This is a genomic window from Stenotrophomonas sp. 05N37, assembly GCF_056397365.1.
On sequence record NZ_JBFTNG010000001.1, the window covers coordinates 1,304,062 to 1,326,637 of the forward strand.

At 66.9% G+C, this 22,576-nt stretch carries 22 protein-coding genes; 17 read left to right on the forward strand and 5 right to left on the reverse strand.

The window, feature by feature from the left end:
• Positions 1 to 120 precede the first annotated feature (120 nt).
• From AC1DGC_RS05645 to AC1DGC_RS05685, 9 genes are all read left to right on the forward strand, one after another.
• On the forward strand, positions 121 to 942 hold the full coding sequence (locus tag AC1DGC_RS05645; protein WP_478047391.1) for a 2-keto-4-pentenoate hydratase: 822 nt from the start codon (positions 121 to 123) through the stop codon (positions 940 to 942).
• Positions 943 to 980: 38 nt separating this feature from the next.
• Positions 981 to 1,985 carry a TRAP transporter substrate-binding protein gene (locus AC1DGC_RS05650; RefSeq protein WP_259207963.1) on the forward strand — a complete coding sequence of 335 codons (1,005 nt, stop codon included), beginning with the start codon at positions 981 to 983 and terminating at the stop codon, positions 1,983 to 1,985.
• 11 nt (positions 1,986 to 1,996) lie between these two features.
• The gene (locus AC1DGC_RS05655) at positions 1,997 to 2,536 is read left to right on the forward strand and encodes a TRAP transporter small permease (RefSeq protein WP_259207961.1); all 540 of its coding nucleotides are present in this window, start codon (positions 1,997 to 1,999) and stop codon (positions 2,534 to 2,536) included.
• Between the two features lie 3 nt (positions 2,537 to 2,539).
• On the forward strand, positions 2,540 to 3,823 hold the full coding sequence (locus AC1DGC_RS05660; protein WP_259207959.1) for a TRAP transporter large permease: 1,284 nt from the start codon (positions 2,540 to 2,542) through the stop codon (positions 3,821 to 3,823).
• A 68-nt stretch (positions 3,824 to 3,891) separates the two neighbouring features.
• On the forward strand, positions 3,892 to 5,469 hold the full coding sequence (locus AC1DGC_RS05665; RefSeq protein ID WP_478047392.1) for a family 43 glycosylhydrolase: 1,578 nt from the start codon (positions 3,892 to 3,894) through the stop codon (positions 5,467 to 5,469).
• Between the two features lie 43 nt (positions 5,470 to 5,512).
• On the forward strand, positions 5,513 to 6,574 hold the full coding sequence (locus tag AC1DGC_RS05670; protein WP_394164365.1) for a LacI family DNA-binding transcriptional regulator: 1,062 nt from the start codon (positions 5,513 to 5,515) through the stop codon (positions 6,572 to 6,574).
• 212 nt (positions 6,575 to 6,786) lie between these two features.
• Positions 6,787 to 7,635: a 5-dehydro-4-deoxy-D-glucuronate isomerase gene (gene kduI, locus AC1DGC_RS05675; protein WP_259207955.1), complete on the forward strand. Its 849-nt coding sequence runs from the start codon at positions 6,787 to 6,789 to the stop codon at positions 7,633 to 7,635.
• A 66-nt stretch (positions 7,636 to 7,701) separates the two neighbouring features.
• Complete coding sequence (gene kduD / locus AC1DGC_RS05680) at positions 7,702 to 8,457, forward strand: 2-dehydro-3-deoxy-D-gluconate 5-dehydrogenase KduD (RefSeq protein WP_259207953.1); 756 nt, start codon at positions 7,702 to 7,704, stop codon at positions 8,455 to 8,457.
• Between the two features lie 173 nt (positions 8,458 to 8,630).
• Positions 8,631 to 9,737 carry a GDSL-type esterase/lipase family protein gene (locus AC1DGC_RS05685; protein WP_478047393.1) on the forward strand — a complete coding sequence of 369 codons (1,107 nt, stop codon included), beginning with the start codon at positions 8,631 to 8,633 and terminating at the stop codon, positions 9,735 to 9,737.
• 27 nt (positions 9,738 to 9,764) lie between these two features.
• Here the strand turns inward: AC1DGC_RS05685 and AC1DGC_RS05690 are convergent, their stop codons facing one another.
• A complete protein-coding gene (locus tag AC1DGC_RS05690) occupies positions 9,765 to 10,418 on the reverse strand; it encodes a DMP19 family protein (RefSeq protein WP_478047394.1) in 654 nt (217 codons plus the stop codon).
• Between the two features lie 31 nt (positions 10,419 to 10,449).
• Positions 10,450 to 11,346, reverse strand: coding sequence for a phenylalanine 4-monooxygenase (phhA, locus tag AC1DGC_RS05695; protein WP_478047480.1), 897 nt, complete (start codon positions 11,344 to 11,346; stop codon positions 10,450 to 10,452).
• 127 nt (positions 11,347 to 11,473) lie between these two features.
• Here phhA and AC1DGC_RS05700 point away from each other — a divergent pair, with 127 nt between their 5' ends.
• The 5 genes from AC1DGC_RS05700 (at position 11,474) to AC1DGC_RS05720 (ending at position 15,122) form a co-directional block, all read left to right on the forward strand.
• On the forward strand, positions 11,474 to 11,956 hold the full coding sequence (locus AC1DGC_RS05700) for an Lrp/AsnC family transcriptional regulator (protein WP_259207946.1): 483 nt from the start codon (positions 11,474 to 11,476) through the stop codon (positions 11,954 to 11,956).
• A 69-nt stretch (positions 11,957 to 12,025) separates the two neighbouring features.
• Complete coding sequence (locus AC1DGC_RS05705) at positions 12,026 to 12,874, forward strand: hypothetical protein (protein WP_478047395.1); 849 nt, start codon at positions 12,026 to 12,028, stop codon at positions 12,872 to 12,874.
• Between the two features lie 23 nt (positions 12,875 to 12,897).
• Positions 12,898 to 13,104 (forward strand): hypothetical protein, encoded by a 207-nt coding sequence (locus AC1DGC_RS05710; RefSeq protein WP_478047396.1) that lies wholly within the window; start codon positions 12,898 to 12,900, stop codon positions 13,102 to 13,104.
• Between the two features lie 148 nt (positions 13,105 to 13,252).
• The gene (locus AC1DGC_RS05715) at positions 13,253 to 14,116 is read left to right on the forward strand and encodes a hypothetical protein (protein ID WP_478047397.1); all 864 of its coding nucleotides are present in this window, start codon (positions 13,253 to 13,255) and stop codon (positions 14,114 to 14,116) included.
• Positions 14,117 to 14,246: 130 nt separating this feature from the next.
• Positions 14,247 to 15,122, forward strand: coding sequence for a hypothetical protein (locus AC1DGC_RS05720; RefSeq protein WP_478047398.1), 876 nt, complete (start codon positions 14,247 to 14,249; stop codon positions 15,120 to 15,122).
• 117 nt (positions 15,123 to 15,239) lie between these two features.
• On the opposite strand, the gene AC1DGC_RS05725 is transcribed toward AC1DGC_RS05720, so the two are convergent.
• Entirely contained in the window at positions 15,240 to 16,238 is a 999-nt protein-coding gene (locus tag AC1DGC_RS05725) for a patatin-like phospholipase family protein (protein ID WP_394164374.1), read from the reverse strand.
• A gap of 117 nt (positions 16,239 to 16,355) precedes the next feature.
• On the reverse strand, positions 16,356 to 17,381 hold the full coding sequence (locus AC1DGC_RS05730) for a TIGR00266 family protein (RefSeq protein WP_259207928.1): 1,026 nt from the start codon (positions 17,379 to 17,381) through the stop codon (positions 16,356 to 16,358).
• 222 nt (positions 17,382 to 17,603) lie between these two features.
• Between AC1DGC_RS05730 and AC1DGC_RS05735 the strand changes: the two genes are divergently transcribed.
• Together AC1DGC_RS05735 and AC1DGC_RS05740 are read left to right on the forward strand one after the other, a co-directional pair.
• Positions 17,604 to 19,871 carry a TonB-dependent receptor gene (locus AC1DGC_RS05735; protein WP_259207926.1) on the forward strand — a complete coding sequence of 756 codons (2,268 nt, stop codon included), beginning with the start codon at positions 17,604 to 17,606 and terminating at the stop codon, positions 19,869 to 19,871.
• Between the two features lie 272 nt (positions 19,872 to 20,143).
• Positions 20,144 to 20,554 carry a hypothetical protein gene (locus AC1DGC_RS05740; protein ID WP_478047399.1) on the forward strand — a complete coding sequence of 137 codons (411 nt, stop codon included), beginning with the start codon at positions 20,144 to 20,146 and terminating at the stop codon, positions 20,552 to 20,554.
• A 33-nt stretch (positions 20,555 to 20,587) separates the two neighbouring features.
• On the opposite strand, the gene AC1DGC_RS05745 is transcribed toward AC1DGC_RS05740, so the two are convergent.
• Positions 20,588 to 21,433 carry an acid phosphatase gene (locus tag AC1DGC_RS05745; RefSeq protein ID WP_259208233.1) on the reverse strand — a complete coding sequence of 282 codons (846 nt, stop codon included), beginning with the start codon at positions 21,431 to 21,433 and terminating at the stop codon, positions 20,588 to 20,590.
• A 257-nt stretch (positions 21,434 to 21,690) separates the two neighbouring features.
• Between AC1DGC_RS05745 and AC1DGC_RS05750 the strand changes: the two genes are divergently transcribed.
• The gene (locus AC1DGC_RS05750; RefSeq protein ID WP_394164377.1) at positions 21,691 to 22,572 is read left to right on the forward strand and encodes a lipase family protein; all 882 of its coding nucleotides are present in this window, start codon (positions 21,691 to 21,693) and stop codon (positions 22,570 to 22,572) included.
• The last annotated feature ends 4 nt before the right edge of the window (positions 22,573 to 22,576 follow it).

Here is a 22,576-nt window from a genome sequence, read left to right on the forward strand (position 1 = left end):
TCCATGGTGCCCCGGCCGCAGCGTTCTGACGCGCTGCACATTGCCAATGACACCGGTTTACCATATACAGCACATCCAGACGCTGTCGATGGGCAGTGCACCATTCACCGGGAGACCCGCTTGAGCAACGATCACGGCACACACGACCTGCCAGACCAGGGGTTGGGCGAGATCGCCCGCGCCTTCGTCGGCGCCCGCCAGCAGGGCCGCGCAGTGCCCGATTTCCCCGGCCAGATCCCGCCGGACCTGGTCACCGCCTACCGCGTGCAGGACCAGGCCATCGATCTGTGGGACGACACGGTGGTCGGCTGGAAGGTCGGCTACATCGCGGCCGAGCGCCGTGACAGCTCGGGCGACGACCGCCTGCTGGGCCCGATCTTCTCCCGCCGGCTCTGGAATGCCACCGGTGGAACAGTGGACATTCCGGTGTTCGTCGGCGGCTTCGGCGCGGTCGAGGCCGAGTTCGTGATCCAGCTGCTGGAAGACGCGCCGGCCGACAAGCTGCACTGGACCGCCGAGGAAGCCGAAGCCCTGCCGGCCAAGCTGTTCTACGGCGTGGAAGTGGCCAGCAGCCCGCTGGCCACCATCAACCAGCTCGGCCCGCGCGTGGTGGTGTCCGACTTCGGCAACAACAACGGCCTGGTGCTGGGCGGGGAAATCCCCGACTGGACCGCCATGGACGACGCCGACCTGCGCGCGGAAACCCGCATCGAGGGCGAGGTGGTCGGCACCGGCGGTGCCACCCTGCTGCCCGGTGGGCTGCGTACCGCCTACGCCTTCGCGTTGGCGCGTTCGGCGCAGCGTGGGCGGCCGCTCAAGGCCGGCGACCTGATCGCCAGCGGCAACGCCACCGGCATCCACGACATCGCCGTTGGGCAACAGGCATTGATCCGTTTCGCCGGCTACGGCGACATTACCTGCAGGGCCATCGCTGCCGGGTAAACCGCGCAGCCATGGACAGTCCGCTTGGGAGGGCGCAGATGTTCACTCGCAGAAATTTCCTTGCCACCGGTCTGGGCGCGCTGAGCGTGCCCGTGCTGTCGGCGTGTTCGCGCAGCACCGGCAGCGACGTGCCGGGCGCGCACCTGCTGACCGCCACCGACGTGCACGTGGCCGACTACCCCACCGTGACCGCGGTGAAGTGGATCGGCCAGCAGCTCGAACAGAAGACCGGGGGGCGCCTGAAGCTGCGCCAGTACCACTCCGGCCAGCTCGGTCGCGAATCCGAGGCGATCGACATGGCCCGCTTCGGCGCCATCGACATCACCCGGGTGTACTCCGGCGCGCTCAACAACGCGTTCCCGCTGACCCAGGCCCTGTGCCTGCCGTATGTGTTCGAATCGGTGGCGCACATGCGCCGCGCGCTGGACGGCGGCATCGCCGATGCGGTGCTGCGTGGCTTCGAGACGCGCGACCTGGTCGGCCTGGCCATCTACGATTCCGGCGCGCGCTGCTTCTACAACACCAAGCATCCCATCGTTGAACCCAAGGACCTGCACGGCCTGAAGTTGCGCGTGGCGTCCTCGGACATCTTCATCCAGCTGATGCGCCTGCTCGGTGCCAATCCCACGCCGATGTCGCTGGGCGACACCTTCTCCGGCATGGAGACGCACATGATCGACGGTGCGGAAAACAACATGCGCAGCTTCCACTCCAGCCGCCATTTCGAGGCCGCGCACTACTGGTCGCAGAGCGACCATTCCTATGCGCCGGACGTGCTGCTGATGTCGCGCGACAGCTTCGAGCAGCTCAGCCCGGCCGACCGCCAGCTGCTGCTGGAGACCGCGCGCGAATCGGTCAACGTGATGCGCCAGCAGTGGGATGCCTCGGAAAACAGCGCCCGCCAGGCGGTGGCCGACTTCGGCATCCAGTTCAACGCGGTCGACATGCCCGCCTTCCGCAAGGCCGCCGATCCGCTGCTGCAGCAGTACCTGCAGCAGCCGGAGCTGGCCGCGCTCACCCGTCGCATCCGCGACTTCGCCTGAGGCCTGCCGCGATGTCCGATACCGCTTCCGAACCGCTCGTGATCGTCCCCAGCGCGCCCCAACGCCTGCTCAATGGCATCGCCGAGGTGGCCATCCACATCGCCGTGCTGGCCCTGCTCGGGTTGGTGGTGGTGCAGGGCTGGCAGGTCTTCGCCCGCTACGTCATCAACGATTCGCCCAGTTGGACCGAGCCGGTCACGCTGCTGCTGCTGGCCACCGCGATGAGCCTGGGCGCGGCCACCGGCGTACATACCCGCCGCCACTTCGGCTTCTTCCTGCTGGCCGCGCACATGCACGCCGGCCTGCGTCGCGCCGTGGAGGTGTTCTCCGCGCTGGTGGTGGCCGTGCTGGGCGTGGTGATCGCCTGGTGGGCCGCCGTGCTGTTGCTGGACGGCCTGGACATCAAGGCCGCCGGCGCCAACCTGCCGCAGAGCATCAACTACCTGCCGCTGTCGGTGGGCGGCGCGCTGATGGCGATCTTCGCCGTGAACCAGATGGTGCAGGCCGTGCGACCCGCCGACGCCGCCACCGTTGCCGAGGGAGACCGCTGAACCATGGGCATCACGATCCTCTTTACTGTTTTCGCGCTACTGCTGCTGCTCGGCGTGCCGGTCGCCTACGCCCTGGCCGCCGCCGCGCTGGCCACCCTGTGGTACCTGGACCTGCCCACGCTGGTGCTGGTCCAGCAGATCTCCGCCGGCACCGGCTCGGCCTCGCTGATTGCCATTCCACTGTTCATCTTCGCCGGTGAAATCATGATGCGCGGCGGCATCTCCGAGCGCCTGATTTCCTTGGCGTCTTCGCTGGTGGGACGCATGCGCGGCGGCCTGGGCCAGGTCTCGATCCTGTCCTCGCTGTTCTTCGGCGGCGTGTCCGGCTCGGCCATCGCCGATGTCTCGGCGGTGGGCGGCACGATGATCCCGCAGATGGTCAAGCGCGGTTACGACCGCGACTTCGCGGTCAACGTGAGCATCACCGCCGCGCTGGTCGCGCTGCTGGTGCCGCCCTCGCACAACCTGATCCTGTTCTCGGCGGCGGCCGGGGGCGGGCTGTCGATCGCCGACCTGTTCGCCGCGGGCATCGTGCCGGCCCTGCTGATGACCCTCGCATTGATGGTCACCGGCTACGTGGTGGCGCGCCGCCGTGGCTACGGCGTGGAAGTGTTCCCGGGCTGGCGCGCGGTGCTGCTGCGGATGGTCTCGGCCCTGCCCGGCCTGGGCCTGGTCGCGCTGATCTTCATCGGTATCCGCGCCGGCATCTTCACCGCCGTCGAGAGCGCGGCGATCGCGGTGGTCTACGCGCTGCTGGTCACCACCGTGCTGTATCGCCAGCTCAACTGGCGCGAGTTCCTCGGCACGGTCACCCATGCCGCACGCAGCACCGGGGTGATCCTGTTCGTGATCGCCACCGCCGCCGTGTTCGGCTGGCTGCTGGCCTACCTGCAGGTACCGGCGGCCGCGGTGGACTTCCTGCAGTCCTTCGCGCACAGCCAGTTCATGGTGCTGCTGATGATCGTGGTGATGTTGCTGCTGCTGGGCACCTTCATGGACCTGGCGCCGATGATCCTGATCTGCACGCCGATCTTCCTGCCGGTGGCCAAGGCTTACGGGATCGACCCGATCCACTTCGGCCTGGTGCTGGTGCTGACCGGTGGCCTCGGCCTGGTCACCCCGCCGGTGGGCTCGGTGCTGTTCATCGGCACGGCGATCGGCAAGATCAGCGTCGGCGAGAGCATGCGGTCGATCTGGCCGTTCTGGTTCGCCGCGCTGGGGGTACTGGTGATCGTCACCTTCTTCCCCGAACTGTCGCTGTGGCTGCCCGCGCTGCTGCGCGGCTGAGCCGGGCTGGGGTGCCCGGGACGCGGCCTGCACGCGCGCGTCCCGCCATTGAACTGCGGAGACCTGCGATGACCCTGTGCAAGACCCTGGCCGGCCTCGCCGCCGGCCTGCTGCTGGCCACGGCGGTACACGCCGCCCCACCCACCACGCCATGGAAGCGGGGCATCGAGCACCAGCGCCAGGCCGACCTCGGCAATGGCACCTTCCTCAACCCGGTGCTGGCCGGTGACCATCCCGACCCCTCCGTGCTCAAGGATGGCGAGGACTACTACCTCACCCTGTCCTCGTTCGACGCCTACCCCGGCCTGCCGATCTGGCACTCGCGCGACCTGGTCAACTGGCAGCCGCTGGGTCATGCCATCACCAGGAACGTGGGCGCGATCTGGGCACCGGACATCGTCAAGCACCAGGGCCGCTACTTCATCTACTTTCCCGCGCGCACCGCCGAGGCCCGCAGCAACTTCGTGGTCTGGGCCGACCACATCAAGGGCCCGTGGAGCGAGCCGATCGACATCGGGCTGGGCGGCTATATCGATCCCGGCCACGCGGTGGGCGAAGACGGCAAGCGCTACCTGTTCCTCAGCGGCGGCGCCTACGTGCAGCTGGCCGATGATGGCCTGAGCGTGGTCGGCACGCCCAGGCACGTCTACGACGGCTGGAAATACCCGGAAAGCTGGGACGTGGAGGCCTATGCGCAGGAAGGGCCGAAGATCAATTTCCGCGATGGCTGGTACTACATGACCACCGCCGTGGGTGGCACCGCCGGCCCGCCCACCGGGCACATGGTGATCACGGCCCGCTCGCGCTCCATCCATGGGCCGTGGGTGAACGCGCCCAACAACCCGATCATGCGTACCCAGTCGGCGTCGGAGCCCTGGTGGTCGCGTGGCCACGCCACCGTCATCGAAGGCACCGACGGGCGCTGGTGGATGATGTACCACGGTTACGAGAACGGGTACTGGACGCTCGGCCGCCAGGCCCTGCTGGAGCCGATCGAATGGACCGCCGACGGCTGGTTCGTGGCCAAGGGCGGTGATCTGGGCCAGCCGCTGCGCAAGCCGGCGGGTGCCTCGGTGGGCGCGCATGGCATGGCGCTGTCGGATGACTTCAAGGGCCCTGCCCTCGGCGCGCAGTGGTCGTTCTTCAACCCCGCCCAGGACGAGTACCGGCGCCTGGACTTCAGCGGCGACGGCCTGCTGCTGCAGGGCAAGGGCCTGACCCCGCGGGACGCCTCCCCGCTGACCGCCATCGCCGGCGATCCGGCCTACCAGTTCGAGGTGGAGATGGAGGTCGGTCCCGGCGCGGTGGGCGGTGCCCTGCTCTTCTACAGCGACCGCCTGTACGCCGGCGTGGGCAGCAACGGCGAGGCCTTCGTCATGCACCGCTACGGCGAGGAGCGCCCCACCCGGCTGGCGCCCAGCGCCAAGGGCGGCAGGCTCTGGCTGCGGGTGACCAACAACCGCCACATCGTCACCATCCATACCAGCGCCGACGGCCAGACCTGGCAGAAGTACCCGGTTCAGATGGAAGTCTCCGGCTACCATCACAATGTGGCCGGGAAGTTCCTCGCCCTGAAGCCGGCCCTGTACGCCGCCGGTGAGGGCAAGGTGCGGTTCCGCCATTTCCGCTACCGGGCCCTGGATTGAACGGCCCGCTAGAATCCCCTGACTCATCCCCGGTTTGAACGACATGTCATTGCGCAGCAAAACCGATCCGATGCCGCCGCACGGATTGACCAAGGGCAAGGCCGCCACGATCAATGACATCGCGCGCCTGTCCGGGGTATCCAAGAAGACCGTCTCGCGCATCATCAACAACTCGCCGCTGGTGCGCAAAGACACCCGTGAAAAGGTCGAGGCGCTGATGCGCGAGGTCGGCTACGCGCCCGATCCGCTGGCGCGTGGCCTGGCGTTCCGACGCTCGTTCCTGATCGGCATGGTCTACGACAACCCCACCGCGCAGTACATCGTGGACATGCAGTACGGCGCCCTGGATGCGCTGCGCGGCTCCAGCTTCGAGCTGGTGGTGCATCCCTGCGACTCGCGCAGTCCGGGCTACATCGACGGCGTGCGCCGCTTCGTGCAGCAGCAGAAGCTGCATGGCGTGATCCTGGTCCCGCGCGCGTCCGAGGACCAGGCGCTGGTGGACATGCTCGACGAGATCGGCTGCCGCTTCACCCGCATCGCCTCGCTGCCGCTGGACGACACCTCGCAGATGGTGGTCACCCACGACCGCGACGGCGCGGCCGAAGCCGCCGATTACCTGCTCTCGCTGGGCCACCGCGACATCGCGCTGGTCACCGGCCCCAGTGCCTACCGATCGGCACACGAACGTACCGCCGGCTTCATCGACGCCCTGGCCCAACGCGGCATCGAGCTGCCGCCAGCGCGCATCGTCGAGGCCGGCTACACCTTCGAATCCGGCGTGGCCGCCGCCGAGAAGCTGCTGCTGGGCAAGCAGCGCCCGACCGCGATCTTCACCGGCAACGACGAAATGGCCGCGGGTATCTACAAGGTCGCGCTGCGCGCGGGCATCAACATCCCGCGGCAGCTGTCGATCATCGGCTACGACGACAGCCCGCTGGCCTCGCGCCTGTGGCCGTCGCTCACCTCGGTGCGCCGCCACACCCGTGACACCGGGCGCACCGCGGCCGCGATGCTGATCCAGCCCGACGGCCAGGCCGCGCTGCAGATCGCCAGCGTGCGCCCGCACCTGATCGTGCGCGATTCCTGCCAGCCGCCGGAGGATTAGCCCGCGCCGCGGCGGCGACACCGCGGGGTCAAGACGAACGCGTCGCCACGCGCCGGGGTAACCGGTTGCCGATCGCACCGCTGTACCGAACCATCGTGGGGCGCACAGCCCCACTGCCGCAATGCAAAATGACACCGGTTTCCCATCTGGCTAGAATGACCGGAAATCGCGCCGGGGCCGACCCGTCGGCCCACCCCTGCTCTGGAGACGCCATGTACTGCAAGACCCACTACGCCACCCATCCCGACGCCATCAAGGGCGCCAGCAACGACGACCTGCGCGAGCTGTACCTGCTCGACGGCCTGTTCAATGCCGATGCGGTGACGCTGAAGTACACCCACTACGAGCGCTTCGTGCTCGGCGGTGCCGCCCCGGTCAAGGGCCCGCTGTCGCTGCCCAAGCAGACCGAGCCGGCCTCCGCCGCTGGCCACGCGTTCCTGGAGCGCCGCGAACTGGGCATCATCAACGTCGGCGCCGGCAGCGGCACCGTCACCGTCGATGGCACCGTGTTCACGCTGGGGCCGAAGGACGGCCTGTACGTGGCCATGGGCAGCGAAGAGGTCGTGTTCGCCTCCGACGACGCCGCCACCCCGGCGCAGTTCTACCTGGCCTCCACCCCGGCGCATGCGCGCTTCGAGACCAAGCAGCTGTCGATCAAGGATGCCGTCGCGCTGGATCGCGGCGCGCTGGAAACCAGCAACGAGCGCACCATCTACCAGTACATCGTGCCGGCCACCTGCCAGTCCTCGCAGCTGCTGCTGGGCCTGACCGTGCTCAAGCCGGGCAGCGTCTGGAACACCATGCCGCCGCACCTGCATGACCGCCGCAGCGAGGTCTATTTCTACTTCGACCTGGGCCAGAACGACCGCGTCTACCACTTCATGGGCGAGCCGGAGGCGCAGCGCCACATCGTCATCCAGAACAATGAAGCGGTGGTGTCCCCGCCGTGGTCGATCCACATGGGCGCCGGCACCAGCAACTACGCCTTCATCTGGGCGATGGGTGGCGAGAACCTGGATTACACCGACATGCACGTGCTGGACATCTGCCAGCTCAAGTGACCCCGATGCGCCGCCCGCAGCGTGCGGGCGGCGCCTGTGCCGCATTGGAAAAGGACCGCATACGCAATGGCTAATCCGTTCAGTCTGGAAGGCAAGGTCGCCCTGGTCACCGGTGGCAACACCGGCCTGGGGCAGGGCATCGCGGTGGCACTGGCGCAGGCCGGTGCCGACGTCGCCGTGGCGGGCATCCAGCCGCCCACCGAGACCATCGCCGCCATCACCGCGCTGGGCCGCCGCTGCCTGGCGATCGAAGCCAACCTGATCAGCATCGAGCCGGTGGAGCGGGTCATCCGCGAGACCATCGAGGGCCTCGGTGGCCTGGATATCCTGGTCAACAACGCCGGCCTGATCCGCCGCGCCGACGCGGTGGACTTCAGCGAGCAGGACTGGGATGACGTCATGAACGTCAACATCAAGTCCGCGTTCTTCATCTCGCAGGCCGCCGGCAGGCACTTCATCGCCCAGGGCCGCGGCAAGATCATCAACATCGCCTCCATGCTGTCCTTCCAGGGCGGCATCCGGGTGCCGTCCTACACCGCCAGCAAGAGCGGCATCGCCGGCATCACCCGCCTGCTGGCCAACGAGTGGGCCAGCAAGGGCATCAACGTCAACGCGATCGCCCCGGGCTACATGGCCACCGACAACACCGCCGCGCTGCGCGCCGACCAGGACCGCAACAAGTCCATCCTCGACCGCATCCCGGCCGCGCGCTGGGGCACGCCGGAAGACCTCGGCGGCACCGCCGTGTTCCTGGCGTCCAGCGCCTCGGATTACGTCAACGGCGCGGTGCTGCCGGTGGATGGCGGCTGGCTCGCGCGGTAACGCCGTCGCTGCGCGCTGGCGCGCCCACGGTCTGCGCTGCAGACCGTGGGCCCCGCGCGACGTTACTTCCGATTCCCCACCGCTTCGCGGTCGTCCCCTGACGCAGGGGGCTTTCCCCCAGATGCACGCCGGTGGTGCCGGCCGTTGGCCAGCCGCTCTCCAGGAGCATGACCATGTTGCGTTTGATGCTGTCCCTGTCCCTGTCGCTGCTGCTCGCCGCGTCCAGCGCGCTGTGCGCCCCGCACCGCGTCTTCATTGCCGGCGACTCCACCGCCGCCGAATACGGCCCCGAGCGTGCGCCGCAGGCCGGCTGGGGCCAGGCCCTGCAGAGCTATCTCGATCCGGCCGTGTGGGAGGTGCGCAACCATGCCAAGGGCGGCCTCAGCACGCGCAGCTTCATCGACGAGAAACGCCTGGACGCGATCGCCGCCGAACTCCAGCGCGGTGACGTGCTGCTGATCCAGTTCGGGCACAACGATGCCAAGGTCGAAGATCCCACCCGTTATACCGATCCTGCCACGGCGTACCCGCAGTTCCTGATGCGCTACGTGCAGCTGGCCCGCGACAAAGGCGCCACGCCCGTGCTGATCACCCCGGTGGCGCGGCTGCTCTACGACTTCGGCTCGCTGCTGGATACGCACGCGCTGTACACCCAGGCCATGAAGCAGCTGGCCGCCCGCGAGCAGGTCGCGCTGATCGATCTCAACGACAGCTCCACGCGCTGGATCCGCGCGCTGGGCGAGCAGGGCGCCAAGCCGTACTTCCTGTTCGTGCCCGAACAGAACAAGGCCGACGGCACGCATTTCAGTACCGCCGGTGCGAACGCCGTCGCCTGCCTGGTCGTGCGCGACTGGGTTGGGCTGCAGCCTGCGCTGAAGGCTGCGCTGACACGCGACATCGATTGCGACGTGCGCAGTGCGGGGCAGGGCGCAGATGCGTCGAAACCCTCGCGCGTGGTACACGAACGCGACATCGCGATCACCCAGCCTGGCCCCCATGGTGGCGCCGGCCCGACCACCGCCTACCCGTTCTTCGCCGCCGATGAGCTGCCGTTCGTGCTGCGCAAGCGCGTGCTGCACAAGGGCGCCGGCATCGGCCTGCACCCGCAGCACAAGGACGAGATCTACTACATCGTCAGCGGGCAGGGCAGCTACGTGCTGGACGGCAAGCAGTACGACGTAGGCGCGGGAAATGCACTGCTGACCCGCACCGGCAGCCTGCACGCGCTGCAGCAGGTGGGCGACGATGACCTGGTGCTGCTGCTGGCCTATCCGCGCTGACCGGCCATGCCGCGCCCGTGCCCGGCGCTACGCCAGCGGCTCGGGCCCGAAGTGCAGCAGGCCCAGCCGCGCCAGGTCCTCCGGCCGCTCGAAGTAGGCCGCGTCGAAGTCGTCCAGCGCCTGCTGTTCGTCCTCGCTCATCGCGCCATACAGGTCCTGCAGTTCCTGGATCGCCGGATCGTCCTCCAGGCGGTCCAGCAGCCCGCGCATGCCGGCCAGGATCGCGTGCGTCTTCACCGCGCCCATCGCCTGCAGCGCACGCAATGCGAGCTGGCAGGTGGGATCGCCCCAGTTGCACAGGAACTGCATGAAGCCGCCGTTGTTGATGTCCGCCTCCATGCGCCACAGCGCGACCAGTTGCTGGTCCTGGTCGGACAGTGCATCCATCGACCATGCGGCCGACTGCAGCCGTGCCAGCGCCGCCTCGTAACGGTCATCCCACACCTGGTTGGGCACATCGACCACGCCGTGGTCCTGCACCGGAAGCAGGGTCGGCCAGTTCACACCCAGGCCGTCGGCGGTGAGTACCCAGCCCGCGCGCTGCAGGGCGTCGGCCTCGTGCAGCGCAGGTGCCCACCGCAACGGCTGCCGGGTCCGGCGGCCGTCGGCGAGCGACAGCAGAACAACGTCATCGTCGAAATCGACAGCGGTAACGCGCAGGGAAGCGAAAATGTCGGTCATGCGGGTCAGGATAGCGGACCCGCATCCTGGCTCACACGTCGCCGCCGTCTTCCCAGCCTTCGCCGGTGCCCTTCTGGAACACGCGGTCGCCGTCCTGCACCTCACCGGCGGGCAGATGATCCCTGGCTTCCAGCGCCGCGTAGATCGGCGTGAAGTCCGGCGCCGTCGCTTCCATCAACTGCTCGAAACTGTCGATGACGAAGTAGGTCTTCTGGAAGGTGTCGATGCGGTAGCGGGTGCGCATGATCCGCTCCAGGTCGAAGCCGATGCGGTTCGGTGCCGCCGATTCCAGCGAGTACAGCGACTCGCCCTTGGACGAGACGATGCCGGCACCGTAGATGCGCAGGCCCTCGTCGGTGTTGATCAGGCCGAACTCCACCGTGTACCAGTACAGCCGGGTGAGATGCTGCAGCGCCTCGGGGCCGATCGCATGCGCCTTCACGCCGCCGCGGCCATAGGCGGCCATGTAGTCGGCAAACACCGGGTTCATCAGCAGCGGTACGTGGCCGAACAGGTCGTGGAACATGTCCGGCTCGGCGATGTAGTCGATCTGGTCCGGGCGGCGGATCCACCAGGTCACCGGGAAACGCCGGTTGGCCAGGTGGTCGAAGAAGTCCAGCTCCGGCAACAGCCCTTCCACGCCTACGAGGGTCCAGCCCGTCGCCGCGCCCAGCACCTCGTTGAGCTGGTCGAAGCGCGGAATCATGTGCGCGCTCATGCCCATCTCGTCCTGCGCGTGCAGGAACTCCTTGCTGGCACGGCCCTCGAGCAGCTCGCGCTGGCGCTTGTACAGGGTGCTCCAGGTCGCGTGGTCGTCGGCGGTGTAGGTGTCCCAGGGCTGTTCAACCACGGCGGTGGTATAGACCGGCACGTAGCCCTTGTCGGTCTGCTGGTGTTCGACGCGGCGCGGGGTGGTGGCGGTTTCCATCGTGGTGGTCTCCTGGGAAGTCATCTGACGATGCTAGGGCAGGGGGCACGCAAGGGGGTTGCAAAGTTGCACGGATCTGCCCGTTTGGCGCAATATCCTTGCGTACATCTCATGTTGCGGAGCAGCAATGGCCGGGGAACCTCAGTTCGACCGCACGGATCTGCGCCTGCTGGCTGAAATCCAGCAGCACGGCCGCGCCACCAATGCCGAACTCGCCGCCCGGGTGAACCTGTCCCCGTCGGCCTGCCTGCGTCGCGTGCAGCGGCTGGAGAGCGAAGGCGTGATCGCCGGCTACGGCGCGCGGCTGGAGCCACGCCAGATCGGCCTGGGCCTGCAGGCCTTCGTGCGCGTGCAGCTGGAGAAGCACGACCAGCACGCCATCGGCGTGTTCGCCGACAGCGTGCTGGAGTGGGACGAAGTAGTGGCGTGCCACGCGCTCACGGGCGACATGGACTACCTGCTGCACATCTACGTACGCGACCTGGAGCATTTCTCCAGTTTCCTGCTGGACAAGCTGCTCAACGCTGCCGGCGTGGCCGACGTCAATTCCAGTTTCGTGCTGCGCACGGTGAAGGATTTCCGCGCATTGCCGTTGTCGCAGCTGGAGTGATCCCGGACGGCGACCGCCGTAGTCGGGTACATTCGTCGGCATATGCGCATCAATGGAGGATGCAGTGGGATGACGTGTCATGCATTACGCACGCTGGTCCTGGCCGCGCTGCTGCTGCTGGCAGCCTGTGCGCGACAGCCGGAGCAGACGCCAGTGGAGCGCACCCAGACCAACGAGCAGGGCTGCACGCGACAGCGCAGCGTAGGGCCGCAGGATGCCTATGCCGATCCGGCGCCCTTGAAGCAGGCTTGCGTAGGCCCGTATCTGCTGGAGCTGCCGCAAAACTACTTCGATAACCAGATCGGGACGGAACACGACGGAAGTTTTGCCCTGGCGTTGGAGTATCCGTCGTTGCAGCCGTTCAAGCCGGGGGAGCGAAAATCGTTCAACAAGGACGTTTTCGCGCGGACACTCAGCATCAACTACAGCTATGTTGATCGGATTGACGTCCGCCAATCGCTACGGAATGCATACACGCCGATGGCTTTTGAACGGGATGACCCCGCAGCATCGCTGAAGCTCAGGCTGCAGGGGCAGGAAGTCCATGGCCTGGTTCCCTATTACGCTGACATGGAACGAATACGTGCGTACCTGCGTGCGCGCGGCTTGGCAGACGACGCACCGGGCATGCAGGACCGCTCACATCGGGATTGGTACGTGGCCCGTGATCGGAACGGCGACATCCAGACCATCGTCAAATGCACATCCCGCGGGGTGACTGAATCCGGCGTCCGCTTCAGCGAAGGGCGGATGATCAGGAGTGAGGAGAGCGAGTTGCCTGAGTGCGATCACTTTTTCATTCTCCCGGAATACCGCATTCGCGCCAGGGTTACCTATGTCCGCGCAGCGCTGAAGGACTGGCACCGGATCGAACAGCGAGCGGGTGAACTGCTCGTCGGAAGTATCAGTAAAAAGTAGAATGAACAGCAGGACGCCGGGCCATGGCAGGCGTGAACGAACAGGATATGAAGGCGCTGATGCGTTACGCGTACGTTGGGAATCGCGGGCTGTACTCCAACTTTCCTGCAAAGAAGGAAGGCAACAACGGATATGGCCAGCTCGCACTGGGCGTTGCGCGTAACGTTGACGCGCGCCCGCCGCAACGGCGAGCTCTTTCACAGACAGGCAGGCGCGCGTCGATGGTGTGATCGCGAACGACGACGAATGGCGGGCGTTTGGTGTTGAGTTCATGCTGCGCGAAGACCACGCCCTGGACGACCTGACGTCGCCCATCCCGGCCGCAGCGCTGACGGAGCGGCCAGCGCTCCACCCGCATCCAGGGAGGATGTAATCAATATGACGTCCCGCGTAGTACGCGCGTTGCTCCTCGCCGCGCTGCTGCCACTTGCAGCATGTGCACGGTCGCCGGCACAGACGCCGGTGGAGCTCACCCAGACCAACCAGCAGGGCTGCACGCGACAGCGCAGCGTGGGTCCGCAGGACCCCTATGCCGATCCGGCGCCATTGAAGCAGGCCTGCCTGGGACCGTACCTGCTCGCGTTTCCGCAGGATTACTTCTACAACCAGATCGGCACCGAGCATGATGGCAGCTACTCGCTGGCGCTGGAGTATCCCTCGCTGCAGCCATTCAAGCCCGGCGAGCGAATGGGCCTGACCGCCGATGTGTCGGCTCGCACAATGAGCGTGGAGTACGACTACATCGATCAAATCGGTATCCATGAAGCAATGCGACGAAGCTACACGCCAATGGAGTACGAGGCGGACGATCCAGAGGCGTCGCTGGAGAATCGCATCCGGGGTGATTTACTGTACGGACTGAGTCCCTATTACGTCGATATGGCCGTTGTGCGTGAGCACTATCGAGCGAAGGGATTCAAGGACACCGCTTCCGTCATGAAGGCCGACCGGCACACTGACTGGTTCCTGGCCAAAGACGCAGCAGGCGAAGTTGCCACGGTAATCAAATGCACGCCGCGAGAGATAACCGTCTCCGGCGTGGCCTACCGTGATGGAAAGCTGGTCAAAAGCAGAGACTATGGATACGCGGTTTGCAAGCATACATTCATGGTCGCCGCGCTGAACACACTGGTTCGCATCGAGTATCCGCGCGAGGGACTCGCACGTTGGCAAGAATTCGAAACGCACGCCAACGGGTTGTTGACAGGCGCCATAGAGCAACGCAGGGGAGCCGCGCTCTAGCAGGAGCGTGCCCGCGCACCTGCAATGCGGGTCGAGCACGCGCAGACCGATCCGGCGCGAGCGTTTGCGGCAATGCAGATCTGATGCGGCGGACATCGTCGCACCGGCATCAGGGGAGGGTGCGCTCCACATGACATCCCTCGTCAATCGCCTGCTGCTTCTTGTCGCACTGCTGCCGCTGGCAGCATGCGCGCGACCGCCGGCGCAGCAGCCGGTGGAGCTCACCCAGACCAACGAGCAGGGCTGCACGCGGCAGCGCAGCGTGGGCCCGCAGGACCCCTACGCCGATCCGGCGCCACTGAAGGAGGCCTGCGCGGGTCCGTATCTGTTGGCGCTGCCGCAGAACTACTTCGATAACCAGATCGGCACCGAGCATGACGGCAGCTTTGCGTTGGCGCTGGAGTACCCGTCGCTGGAGCCGTTCAAGCCAGGGGAGCGCATAGATCTGCCGGTTGCCAAATCGCTGCGCACCGTCCGCATCCGGTACGGCTACTCCGATGGCTACACGCCACTGGAGATACTGGAGCGGATGTCCACGCTCCCGGAATATGAGCCAGACAGCCCCAGTCGCTCATTCAAGGACAGGATCAAGGGCGAGGAGGTGCACGGGCTGATGCCTTACTACGTAGACATGGCGCGCGTACGCGCGCACTACCTCGGAAAAGGCGCAAGCAAAGACACGCCGCTGATCCAGTCGGAGTCGAATGACGACTGGTACGTTTCGTTTGACGTTGCTGGACGGGTCGAACGGTTGGTCAGCTGCGCATCGCGGGAAATGAAGGACCCGGGGTATGACTGGCGAGGCGATGTGCCGGTCAAGAATTCAACGATCGGGATGGCACGATGCGAGCACATGTTCGTGATTCCAGACCGGGACGTCCTCGTCTCCGTTTCGTACCTGCGGGATCTGCTGCCCCAATGGCAGCGCCTCGAAGCGCGCGCAACGGCGATCTTTCTGCAGAGCCAGGTGACAACGGAGCGCCCCGCACAAGGCGTGCCACGCTAGATCGGCCGAGAATGCGACCAGGTGGAATGCGGGGCGTGACGCGCTGCTCCGGGAGGGCATCACGCGCGACCGTCCCGGGGCCGGGCGGGCAGGGCCTGCCCGGCGGGACCTGCGGGCTCAGCCCTCGCACTTCTCCTTGCGGCCCATCAGCCTGCCCACGCGCGAGGGTTCCTCGCACTTGGGCTTGGGCGGCGGCGGGGCCAGCGCCGCGGCGCGGGCGCGCTGCAGCTGCTGCACCTTCGCGCGGATCTGCGGCATCGCTGCCATCGCCGCCTTCTCGCCTTCCAGGATCGCGTAGCCGCGCTGGCTGAAATCGGCCGCACCGATGTCCAGTACCTTGGGGCGGATGATGATGTCCGCACGCGCCAGTTCCTGCTCGCCCAGGCGCTGGCCCATGATCGCGATGGACTGGTTGACGATGCCGAGCATGCCGGTCGGCGACTTGCCGCTGGCCTTGCTGGAGATATCCACGGCGATGACGAAGTCGGCGCCAAGCTGGCGCGCGGCATCCACCGGTACGGGGCTGACCACGCCGCCGTCGACGAAGCTGTTCTTGCCGATCTTCACCGGCTCGAACACGCCGGGGATGCTGCTGGAGGCGCGCACCGCCTGGCCGACGTTGCCGCGCACGAACACGGCGCGCTCGCCGGTGTCCAGGTTGGTGGCCACCGCGGCGAAGGGCTTCTGCAGCTTCTCGGCGGGGCGGTTCTCCACCTGGGTGTTCACATAGTCCTGCAGCTTCTGGCCCTGGACCAAACCGCCGGAGAACAAGCGCATGTCGCGGATGCTGGCTTCATCCAGGGCCACGGCCTTGGACTGCATCTGGAACGCGTCCATGCCGCTGGCGTACAGCGCGCCCACTACGCTGCCGGCGCTGGTGCCGGACACCACCACCGGCTCGAAGCCATTGGCTTCCAGCATCTTGATCACGCCGATGTGCGCAAAGCCCTTGGCTGCACCGCCGCCGAGCGCGATCCCGATCTTGACCGGCTTGGCCTGCGCCACCGGAGTGGCTACCGGTGGCGGGGTGGGGCGGACCGGGTCACCGCCGCAGCCGGCCAGCAGGCCGAGCAGGGCAACGGACAGCGTGAGACGAATGCGGGGCAGTGATTTCATCGGGGTCGCAGAAAGTGAATGGGCATCAAGGGCGCCAGCATACCCGGACTGCCGGCCGCTGGCCGGCCCGATCGGGACGGCCAGTCATATCCGGTTGCCGCGCGGGCAGTGCCAGGATCAGAACCGGTTGTCGCCGTCCAGGATGCGGCCGATCCCGCCCAGCACCGAGCCCTCGCCGCGGCTCTGGCCACCGGTCTGCGGGGCGGCCATCCACATCCGGCCGGCCAGGCGCGAGAACGGCAGCGACTGCAGCCAGACCTTGCCCGGGCCGGTGAGGGTGGCCAGGAACACGCCTTCACCGCCAAACACCATGCTTTTGACGCCGGCCACGCGGCGCACGTCCATGTCCACGGTGGCGTGGTAAGCCACCACGCAGCCGGTGTCCACGTCCAGGCGCTCGCCGGCCGCCAGCTCGCGCTCGACCACGCAGCCGCCGGCATGCACGAACACCCAGCCGTCGCCCTCCAGCTTCTGCATGATGAAACCCTCGCCGCCGAACAGGCCGGTCATCACCTTGCGCTGGAACTGCACCCCGATCTGCACCCCGCGCGCGCCAGCCAGGAAGCTGTCCTTCTGGCAGATCAGGCGGCCACCGTGCTCGTCCAGCTTCATCGGCAGCACGGTGCCGGGGTAGGGCGCGGCAAAGGCGACCTTGGCCTTGCCCTGGCCGGTGTGGGTGTAGAGGGTGGCGAACAGGCTCTCGCCGGTGAGCACGCGCTTGCCCGCGCTCATCAGCTTGTCCATGAAACCGCCGCCCTGGCCGCTGTGCGAGCCATCGCCGAACACGGTGTCCATCTGCACCGCGGCATCCTTGAACATCAGGGCGCCGGCTTCGGCAATGGCGCTTTCGCCCGGATCGAGCTCGATCTCCACGAACTGCATTTCATGGCCGACGATGCGGAAGTCGATGTCATCGGCGCGCTGGCCGCGCGCGGCGGTGCCGGGCAGCGGCGGCGGCGCACCCTGCGGCCCGGTGCTGCCGGCCAGCAGTTCGGGGACCTCGGCGATGGCCATCCAGCCGCTCATCCCCTCGCACCACACCAGCGCACGCGGGTTGGACTGGGCGAACTGGCGGGCGGCCGCGTCATCGAGCGGGCCAACGCGGCCGGCTTGGCCGGCGGTGTGGAAGTACCACTGGGTCATGGCGACGTACCTGGCAGGAAAGAGGGCGCCCAGTCTAGAACGGGCCCGTTCGGGACGGAGTGGGCCGGAAGTCGTGACCGCGGTCGAAAGACGCAGCCGGCCTTCACATCTGCCTGGCCGGATCTTGGTAATGAATGACCGGAATTTGCGACGCTGTTGCTGTACTGCAACAATTGTCTGGTAGCGCCGGTCCACCACCCCTCCCAACACAGCCTAATCGCCATGTTCCCGAACCGCACTGCCCACGGCCGGTTTCCGTCCGTGCACCCGCTCGTCCTCGCTCTGACCGCCCTGCTGCCCTTCACGGCCGCAGCCCAGGATGCCCCCGCCAGCAAGGATCCGGTCGCCCTGGATACCTTGCAGGTAACGGCCCAGCGCCGCGTCGAAAACGCCAAGGACGTGCCGGTCTCGATCTCGGCCATCCAGGGCGAGAAGCTCGATGTGCTCGGCTCGGCCGGCGACGACATCCGCTTCCTGTCCGCGCGCGTGCCCAGCCTGAACATCGAATCGTCGTACGGTCGTGCCTTCCCGCGCTTCTACATCCGCGGCCTGGGCAATACCGACTTCGACCTCAATGCCTCGCAGCCGGTGTCGCTGGTGTATGACGACGTGGTGCAGGAAAGCCCGCTGCTGAAGGGTTTCCCGCTGTTCGACCTGGCGGGTGTGGAAGTGCTGCGCGGTCCGCAGGGCACGCTGTTCGGCCGCAACACGCCGGCCGGTGTGGTCAAGTTCGATTCGGCGCGTCCGTCGCAGGATGCCGATGGGTACATCAAGGTTGCCTACGGCAGCTACAACACCTGGAACACGCAGGGCGCTTACGGTGGTCCGCTGACCGACCGGTGGTCGGCCCGCGTGTCGGCGTTGTACCAGCGCCGCGACGACTGGGTGACCAACACCCGCGCCAACGCGCCGGCGCAGGGCTTCGAGGGCTATGACGAAGCCGCTGCCCGCGTGCAGTTCCTGTACGAAGGCGACGACGTCGAAGCGCTGTTCAACCTGCACAAGCGCAAGCTCAACGGCACCGCGCGTCTGTTCCGCGCCAACATCATCAAGCCGGGCACCAACCAGCTGGTCGAGAACTTCGACCGCGATGACGTCTCCACCGATGGCCAGAACTTCTCCGACCTGGAAACCTGGGGCGGCAGTGCGCGCCTGAAGTGGGACCTGGGCCGGGTGACGCTGCACTCGATCACCGGTTACGAGACCGCCGAATCGCTGAACCATGGCGACATCGACGGCGGCTACGGTGCCAGCTTCCTCGGTGCCGGCAACTATGGCCCGGGCAACATCCCGTTCGCGTCCGAGTCGGCCGACGGCCTGCCGCACCATCGCCAGTGGACCCAGGAATTCCGCGTGGAATCCAACGAGTGGGGCCGCTTCGACTGGCAGGCCGGCGTGTTCTACTTCGATGAAGACGTCACCATCGACAGCTTCAACTACGACTCGCTGACCCCGGGCAATCCGCAGACTGGCCATGCCGTGCAGCAGCAGCGCAACAAGGCGTGGGCCGCCTTCGCCTCCGGCGATGTCGACGTGACCGAGCGCTTCAAGCTGCGCGGTGGCGTGCGTTACACGCAGGACAAGAAGGACTTCAGCGCCAGCGTGCTGCAGGCCGTGCCGTTCGGCACCCCGGTCAGCGGTCCGTACATCGCCAGGACCGACGTCAACGACGTCAGCTGGGACCTGAGCGGCGTCTACCAGATCACCGACAACCTCAACGCGTATGCGCGCGTTGCCAAGGGCTTCCGTGCGCCGTCGATCCAGGGCCGCCTGGCCTTCGGTGGCGTCTCGCAGGCCGACTCGGAGAAGGTGATCTCGTACGAGGCCGGCATCAAGGCCGACCTGTTCGACCGTCGCGCGCGCCTGGGCTTCAATGTGTTCCGCTACAACGTCGATGGACAGCAGTTGATCGCGGTGGGCGGCAGCAACAACACCGCCACCCTGCTCAATGCGGACAAGACCATCGGCCAGGGCGCCGAGCTGGACTTCGAGGCCTACCTCACCGACCACGTCCTGTTGACGCTGGGCAGCAGCTACAACGATACCGAGATCAAGGACCGCGACCTGGCGGTGGCGATCTGCGGTGGCGGCTGCACCATCACCGACCCGACCACGGTCATCGACGGTGCCACCTACGCGCTGGTCAACGGCAACCCGTTGCCGCAGGCGCCCAAGTGGATCCACAACCTGACCCTGCGTGCCGGTTTCCCGATCAACGACGCCAGCGAGCTGTACGTGTACACCGACTGGGCCTACCGCAGCCCGGTCAACTTCTTCCTGTACGAGTCGCCGGAGTTCCGCAGCCGCTCCTCGCTGGAAGGTGGCCTGCGCCTGGGCTACAACTGGGATTACGGCCAGTACGACGTGGCCGTGTACGGTCGCAACCTGACCGACCAGGTACGCGTGGTTGGCGCGATCGACTTCAACAACCTCACCGGCTTCCTCAACGAGCCGCGTACGTTTGGCGTGGAGTTCACCGCGAAGTTCTGAGGCAACGGACGATTGCGGCACAAACGAACACGGCGCGGAGAAATCCGCGCCGTGTTCGTTTCCGCGTCAGCGCCGCGCAGGGCCGTGCCGATCTGCAATGTCTTGCATTCCTCTCGCCACCGAGCCTGCCCATACTGCACGTCACGCGCCGCTCCGCCCGTCCGCGTACAGACCGCGGTGGCGCTACAAACATCCTTGGAACGATGGCAACTACGGGTAACGATGGTTCAACGCCCGGGCGCGCATTCCGCATCTGGGGCGGCATGGACGCGATGCAGATCCTGATCTACACGCTGGCCGCGCTGGGGCGTGGACAGGTGCCCTATGTCGAGGATGTCATCGGATCGCGTGCCGTGGTGGAGACCTACGGCGTGCAGGCGTTGATGGTGCTGCTGCCGGGCTGGATGCTGCAGGCCAGCCTGTTCGTCTCGTGTGCGCTCCTGTTACGGCGCAGCCGATGGGGGCTGTACGTTGCCTACGTACAGATCCCGTTCCGACTGTTGCTCGTGATGCCGTCGGTGCCCTTGGCCCTTGCTCTGGTTCAGAGACTGGACGCCAGCCCGGCCGCCACCGCGATGGTGGTCGGCAGCCTGCTGGTGCTCGTCGAACTGCTCAAGATGACGACGTTGCGCCGCGCCGTGCCAATGCCGCCATCCAACGCGCACCCGGGCACGGCGGCATAGCGTCGCCGTCGGACACGGCCGCCTGGCGTCGACTCACAGCGCGCTCGCCGGCCGCACCTTCAACACCGCTTCCTCGGCCGCGCAATCGCGCGTGGAATGCAGCCCGGCCCTGCGCGCGGCGGCGATCTCCTTGCGTGCGGCCAGCAGGTCCTTGTTGAACGCGGCGTTGTCGTGCAGGCGTGCCACGGCGGCGGCGCCCATGAACCGGCCTTCGAGGATGTCGCTCTGCCAGTGCACGTTGCACACCAGACGGCTCTCGCCATAGTTGCGTCCGCGGGCCTGGATGGCGTCGGCGCGATCAGGAACGATCTCGGACAGGATCAGCGCCCAGGTCCAGCCGATCGACGTGTGGCCGGAAGGATAGGAACCATTGCCACGCAGGTCCTGCTCGTCTTCCGGCGAGCAGGTCGGCTCGTTGTTGACCATGAACGGACGTGCGCGCTGGTAGTGCTTCTTGGCGGTGCGGGTGGCGGCGCTGGCGTCGATCCGGCTGCGTTCCAGCAGGCGATACAGCGCCGGGGTCTTCACCGCATCCACGTCCACGTCGATGGCGCAGGAGAACTGGTTGGCGCCGGCCGGGAAGCCGAGTTCGGCGTCGCGATGCGCCTGCTCGAAGCGCGGGCTGCCACGCAGGGCGCGGGCCTCGCGGCTGACCTGTTCGTCCAGCGCAAAACCGGCCGAACCCGCGGCGGGCGGTGCCGGTACCAGGTCCAGGCTGGCCGGGACCGCATCGGCGGACAGATAACCTACCGCCTTGGTGGTCACCGACGCTTCCACCGGTGTCGAGCCTGGTGCCCCGGTGGTGGAGCAGCCGGCCAGGACGGCAAGCAGGGCGGCGGTCAGCACGGGGCGCAGGGCAGGCGCGGTGGGGAGCGACATCGGCAGGTCTCGGTACGAACGAGTCGGCATGATCGCAGCTTCACCTGGCGTGGACAGCCGCCGTTGGTCATGCAGCCAGATCCGGCATGCCCGGGCATCGGATGATGGAAACCCGCTACTGGTTCACGGATTTCAATAGACGCGCGACATAGCTTCGCCCAAGGCGCCACTACTCGTCATATATCCATGGATAGATGCACGGCATGGCAATGCGGTAGCGCCGGTCATCAGGGGGATCACCTGCAAGGAGACAGCGGATGCGAAGCAACGCGGGAAGGCTGGGCGGTGGACTCGCCCTGGGGTTGATGCTGGCGTGCGGCAATGTGCACGCCGCCGATGTGGTGGGGGTGGCGTTCGTACACGGCACCGGCAAGCAGACCGATGCACGCACGGATTACTGGCAACCGGCGATCATCGACACCGTGCGCCAGGGGCTGCCCAACAGCAGCAACTACACGGTGGTGAACTGCGATTTCGAACAGTACATGTGGAAGCCCGAAGCGGCCGGTTGCCTGGCCGGGCAGCTGACCACCTTCATCAACAGCAAGGGCATCACCAAACTGGTGGTGATCACCCATTCCAACGGCGGCAACGTGGTGCGCTGGATCCTGTCCAACCCCACCTACGACGCCCGCTACCCCAGGATCATCCAGACCATCAGCAAGGTGACCGCGCTGGCGCCGTCGTCGGCCGGCACCCCGCTGGCCGATGCCGCACTCAACGGCAATGTCTTCGAATCCTCGGTGGGCTGGCTGCTGGGCTACAAGAGCGACGCCGTGCGCCAGCAGCAGGTGGGCCACATGGCCACCTACAACGCGCAGAACCTGTACGGCACGGCAGGGCGGCCGGCGCTTCCCAAGGCGTTCCGCGCGGTGGTCGGCTCGGACGTGGAGTCGGCGGTGTGGGACAGCAACAGCTACTGCGGCGGCTATGCGCAGAACGTCGGCCTGGAGTTCACCCAGAACTGGTTGAACAGCTGCTCGGACGGGTTCCTGGAGTGCAGCAGCCAGAAGGCGGCCGGCACCCTCTGGTTCACCGACAAGGCGCGCACCAACGGCGCCGAACCGCTGAGCCACAACCAGAGCCGACGCGAGTGCTTCGGCCTCGGCACGATCCTGCGCAACGACCTGACCCTGTGAGGAG

What these genes read in the sequence shown, in the direction of transcription:
- AC1DGC_RS05650 (WP_259207963.1), top strand. Translation starts at nt 981, where the DNA reads ATGTTCACTCGCAGAAATTTCCTTGCCACCGGTCTGGGCGCGCTGAGC.
- AC1DGC_RS05655 (WP_259207961.1), top strand. Translation starts at nt 1,997, where the DNA reads ATGTCCGATACCGCTTCCGAACCGCTCGTGATCGTCCCCAGCGCGCCC.
- AC1DGC_RS05660 (WP_259207959.1), top strand. Translation starts at nt 2,540, where the DNA reads ATGGGCATCACGATCCTCTTTACTGTTTTCGCGCTACTGCTGCTGCTC.
- AC1DGC_RS05665 (WP_478047392.1), top strand. Translation starts at nt 3,892, where the DNA reads ATGACCCTGTGCAAGACCCTGGCCGGCCTCGCCGCCGGCCTGCTGCTG.
- AC1DGC_RS05670 (WP_394164365.1), top strand. Translation starts at nt 5,513, where the DNA reads ATGTCATTGCGCAGCAAAACCGATCCGATGCCGCCGCACGGATTGACC.
- kduI (WP_259207955.1), top strand. Translation starts at nt 6,787, where the DNA reads ATGTACTGCAAGACCCACTACGCCACCCATCCCGACGCCATCAAGGGC.
- kduD (WP_259207953.1), top strand. Translation starts at nt 7,702, where the DNA reads ATGGCTAATCCGTTCAGTCTGGAAGGCAAGGTCGCCCTGGTCACCGGT.
- AC1DGC_RS05685 (WP_478047393.1), top strand. Translation starts at nt 8,631, where the DNA reads ATGTTGCGTTTGATGCTGTCCCTGTCCCTGTCGCTGCTGCTCGCCGCG.
- AC1DGC_RS05690 (WP_478047394.1), bottom strand. Translation starts at nt 10,418, where the DNA reads ATGACCGACATTTTCGCTTCCCTGCGCGTTACCGCTGTCGATTTCGAC.
- phhA (WP_478047480.1), bottom strand. Translation starts at nt 11,346, where the DNA reads ATGGAAACCGCCACCACCCCGCGCCGCGTCGAACACCAGCAGACCGAC.
- AC1DGC_RS05700 (WP_259207946.1), top strand. Translation starts at nt 11,474, where the DNA reads ATGGCCGGGGAACCTCAGTTCGACCGCACGGATCTGCGCCTGCTGGCT.
- AC1DGC_RS05705 (WP_478047395.1), top strand. Translation starts at nt 12,026, where the DNA reads ATGACGTGTCATGCATTACGCACGCTGGTCCTGGCCGCGCTGCTGCTG.
- AC1DGC_RS05710 (WP_478047396.1), top strand. Translation starts at nt 12,898, where the DNA reads ATGGCAGGCGTGAACGAACAGGATATGAAGGCGCTGATGCGTTACGCG.
- AC1DGC_RS05715 (WP_478047397.1), top strand. Translation starts at nt 13,253, where the DNA reads ATGACGTCCCGCGTAGTACGCGCGTTGCTCCTCGCCGCGCTGCTGCCA.
- AC1DGC_RS05720 (WP_478047398.1), top strand. Translation starts at nt 14,247, where the DNA reads ATGACATCCCTCGTCAATCGCCTGCTGCTTCTTGTCGCACTGCTGCCG.
- AC1DGC_RS05725 (WP_394164374.1), bottom strand. Translation starts at nt 16,238, where the DNA reads ATGAAATCACTGCCCCGCATTCGTCTCACGCTGTCCGTTGCCCTGCTC.
- AC1DGC_RS05730 (WP_259207928.1), bottom strand. Translation starts at nt 17,381, where the DNA reads ATGACCCAGTGGTACTTCCACACCGCCGGCCAAGCCGGCCGCGTTGGC.
- AC1DGC_RS05735 (WP_259207926.1), top strand. Translation starts at nt 17,604, where the DNA reads ATGTTCCCGAACCGCACTGCCCACGGCCGGTTTCCGTCCGTGCACCCG.
- AC1DGC_RS05740 (WP_478047399.1), top strand. Translation starts at nt 20,144, where the DNA reads ATGCAGATCCTGATCTACACGCTGGCCGCGCTGGGGCGTGGACAGGTG.
- AC1DGC_RS05745 (WP_259208233.1), bottom strand. Translation starts at nt 21,433, where the DNA reads ATGTCGCTCCCCACCGCGCCTGCCCTGCGCCCCGTGCTGACCGCCGCC.
- AC1DGC_RS05750 (WP_394164377.1), top strand. Translation starts at nt 21,691, where the DNA reads ATGCGAAGCAACGCGGGAAGGCTGGGCGGTGGACTCGCCCTGGGGTTG.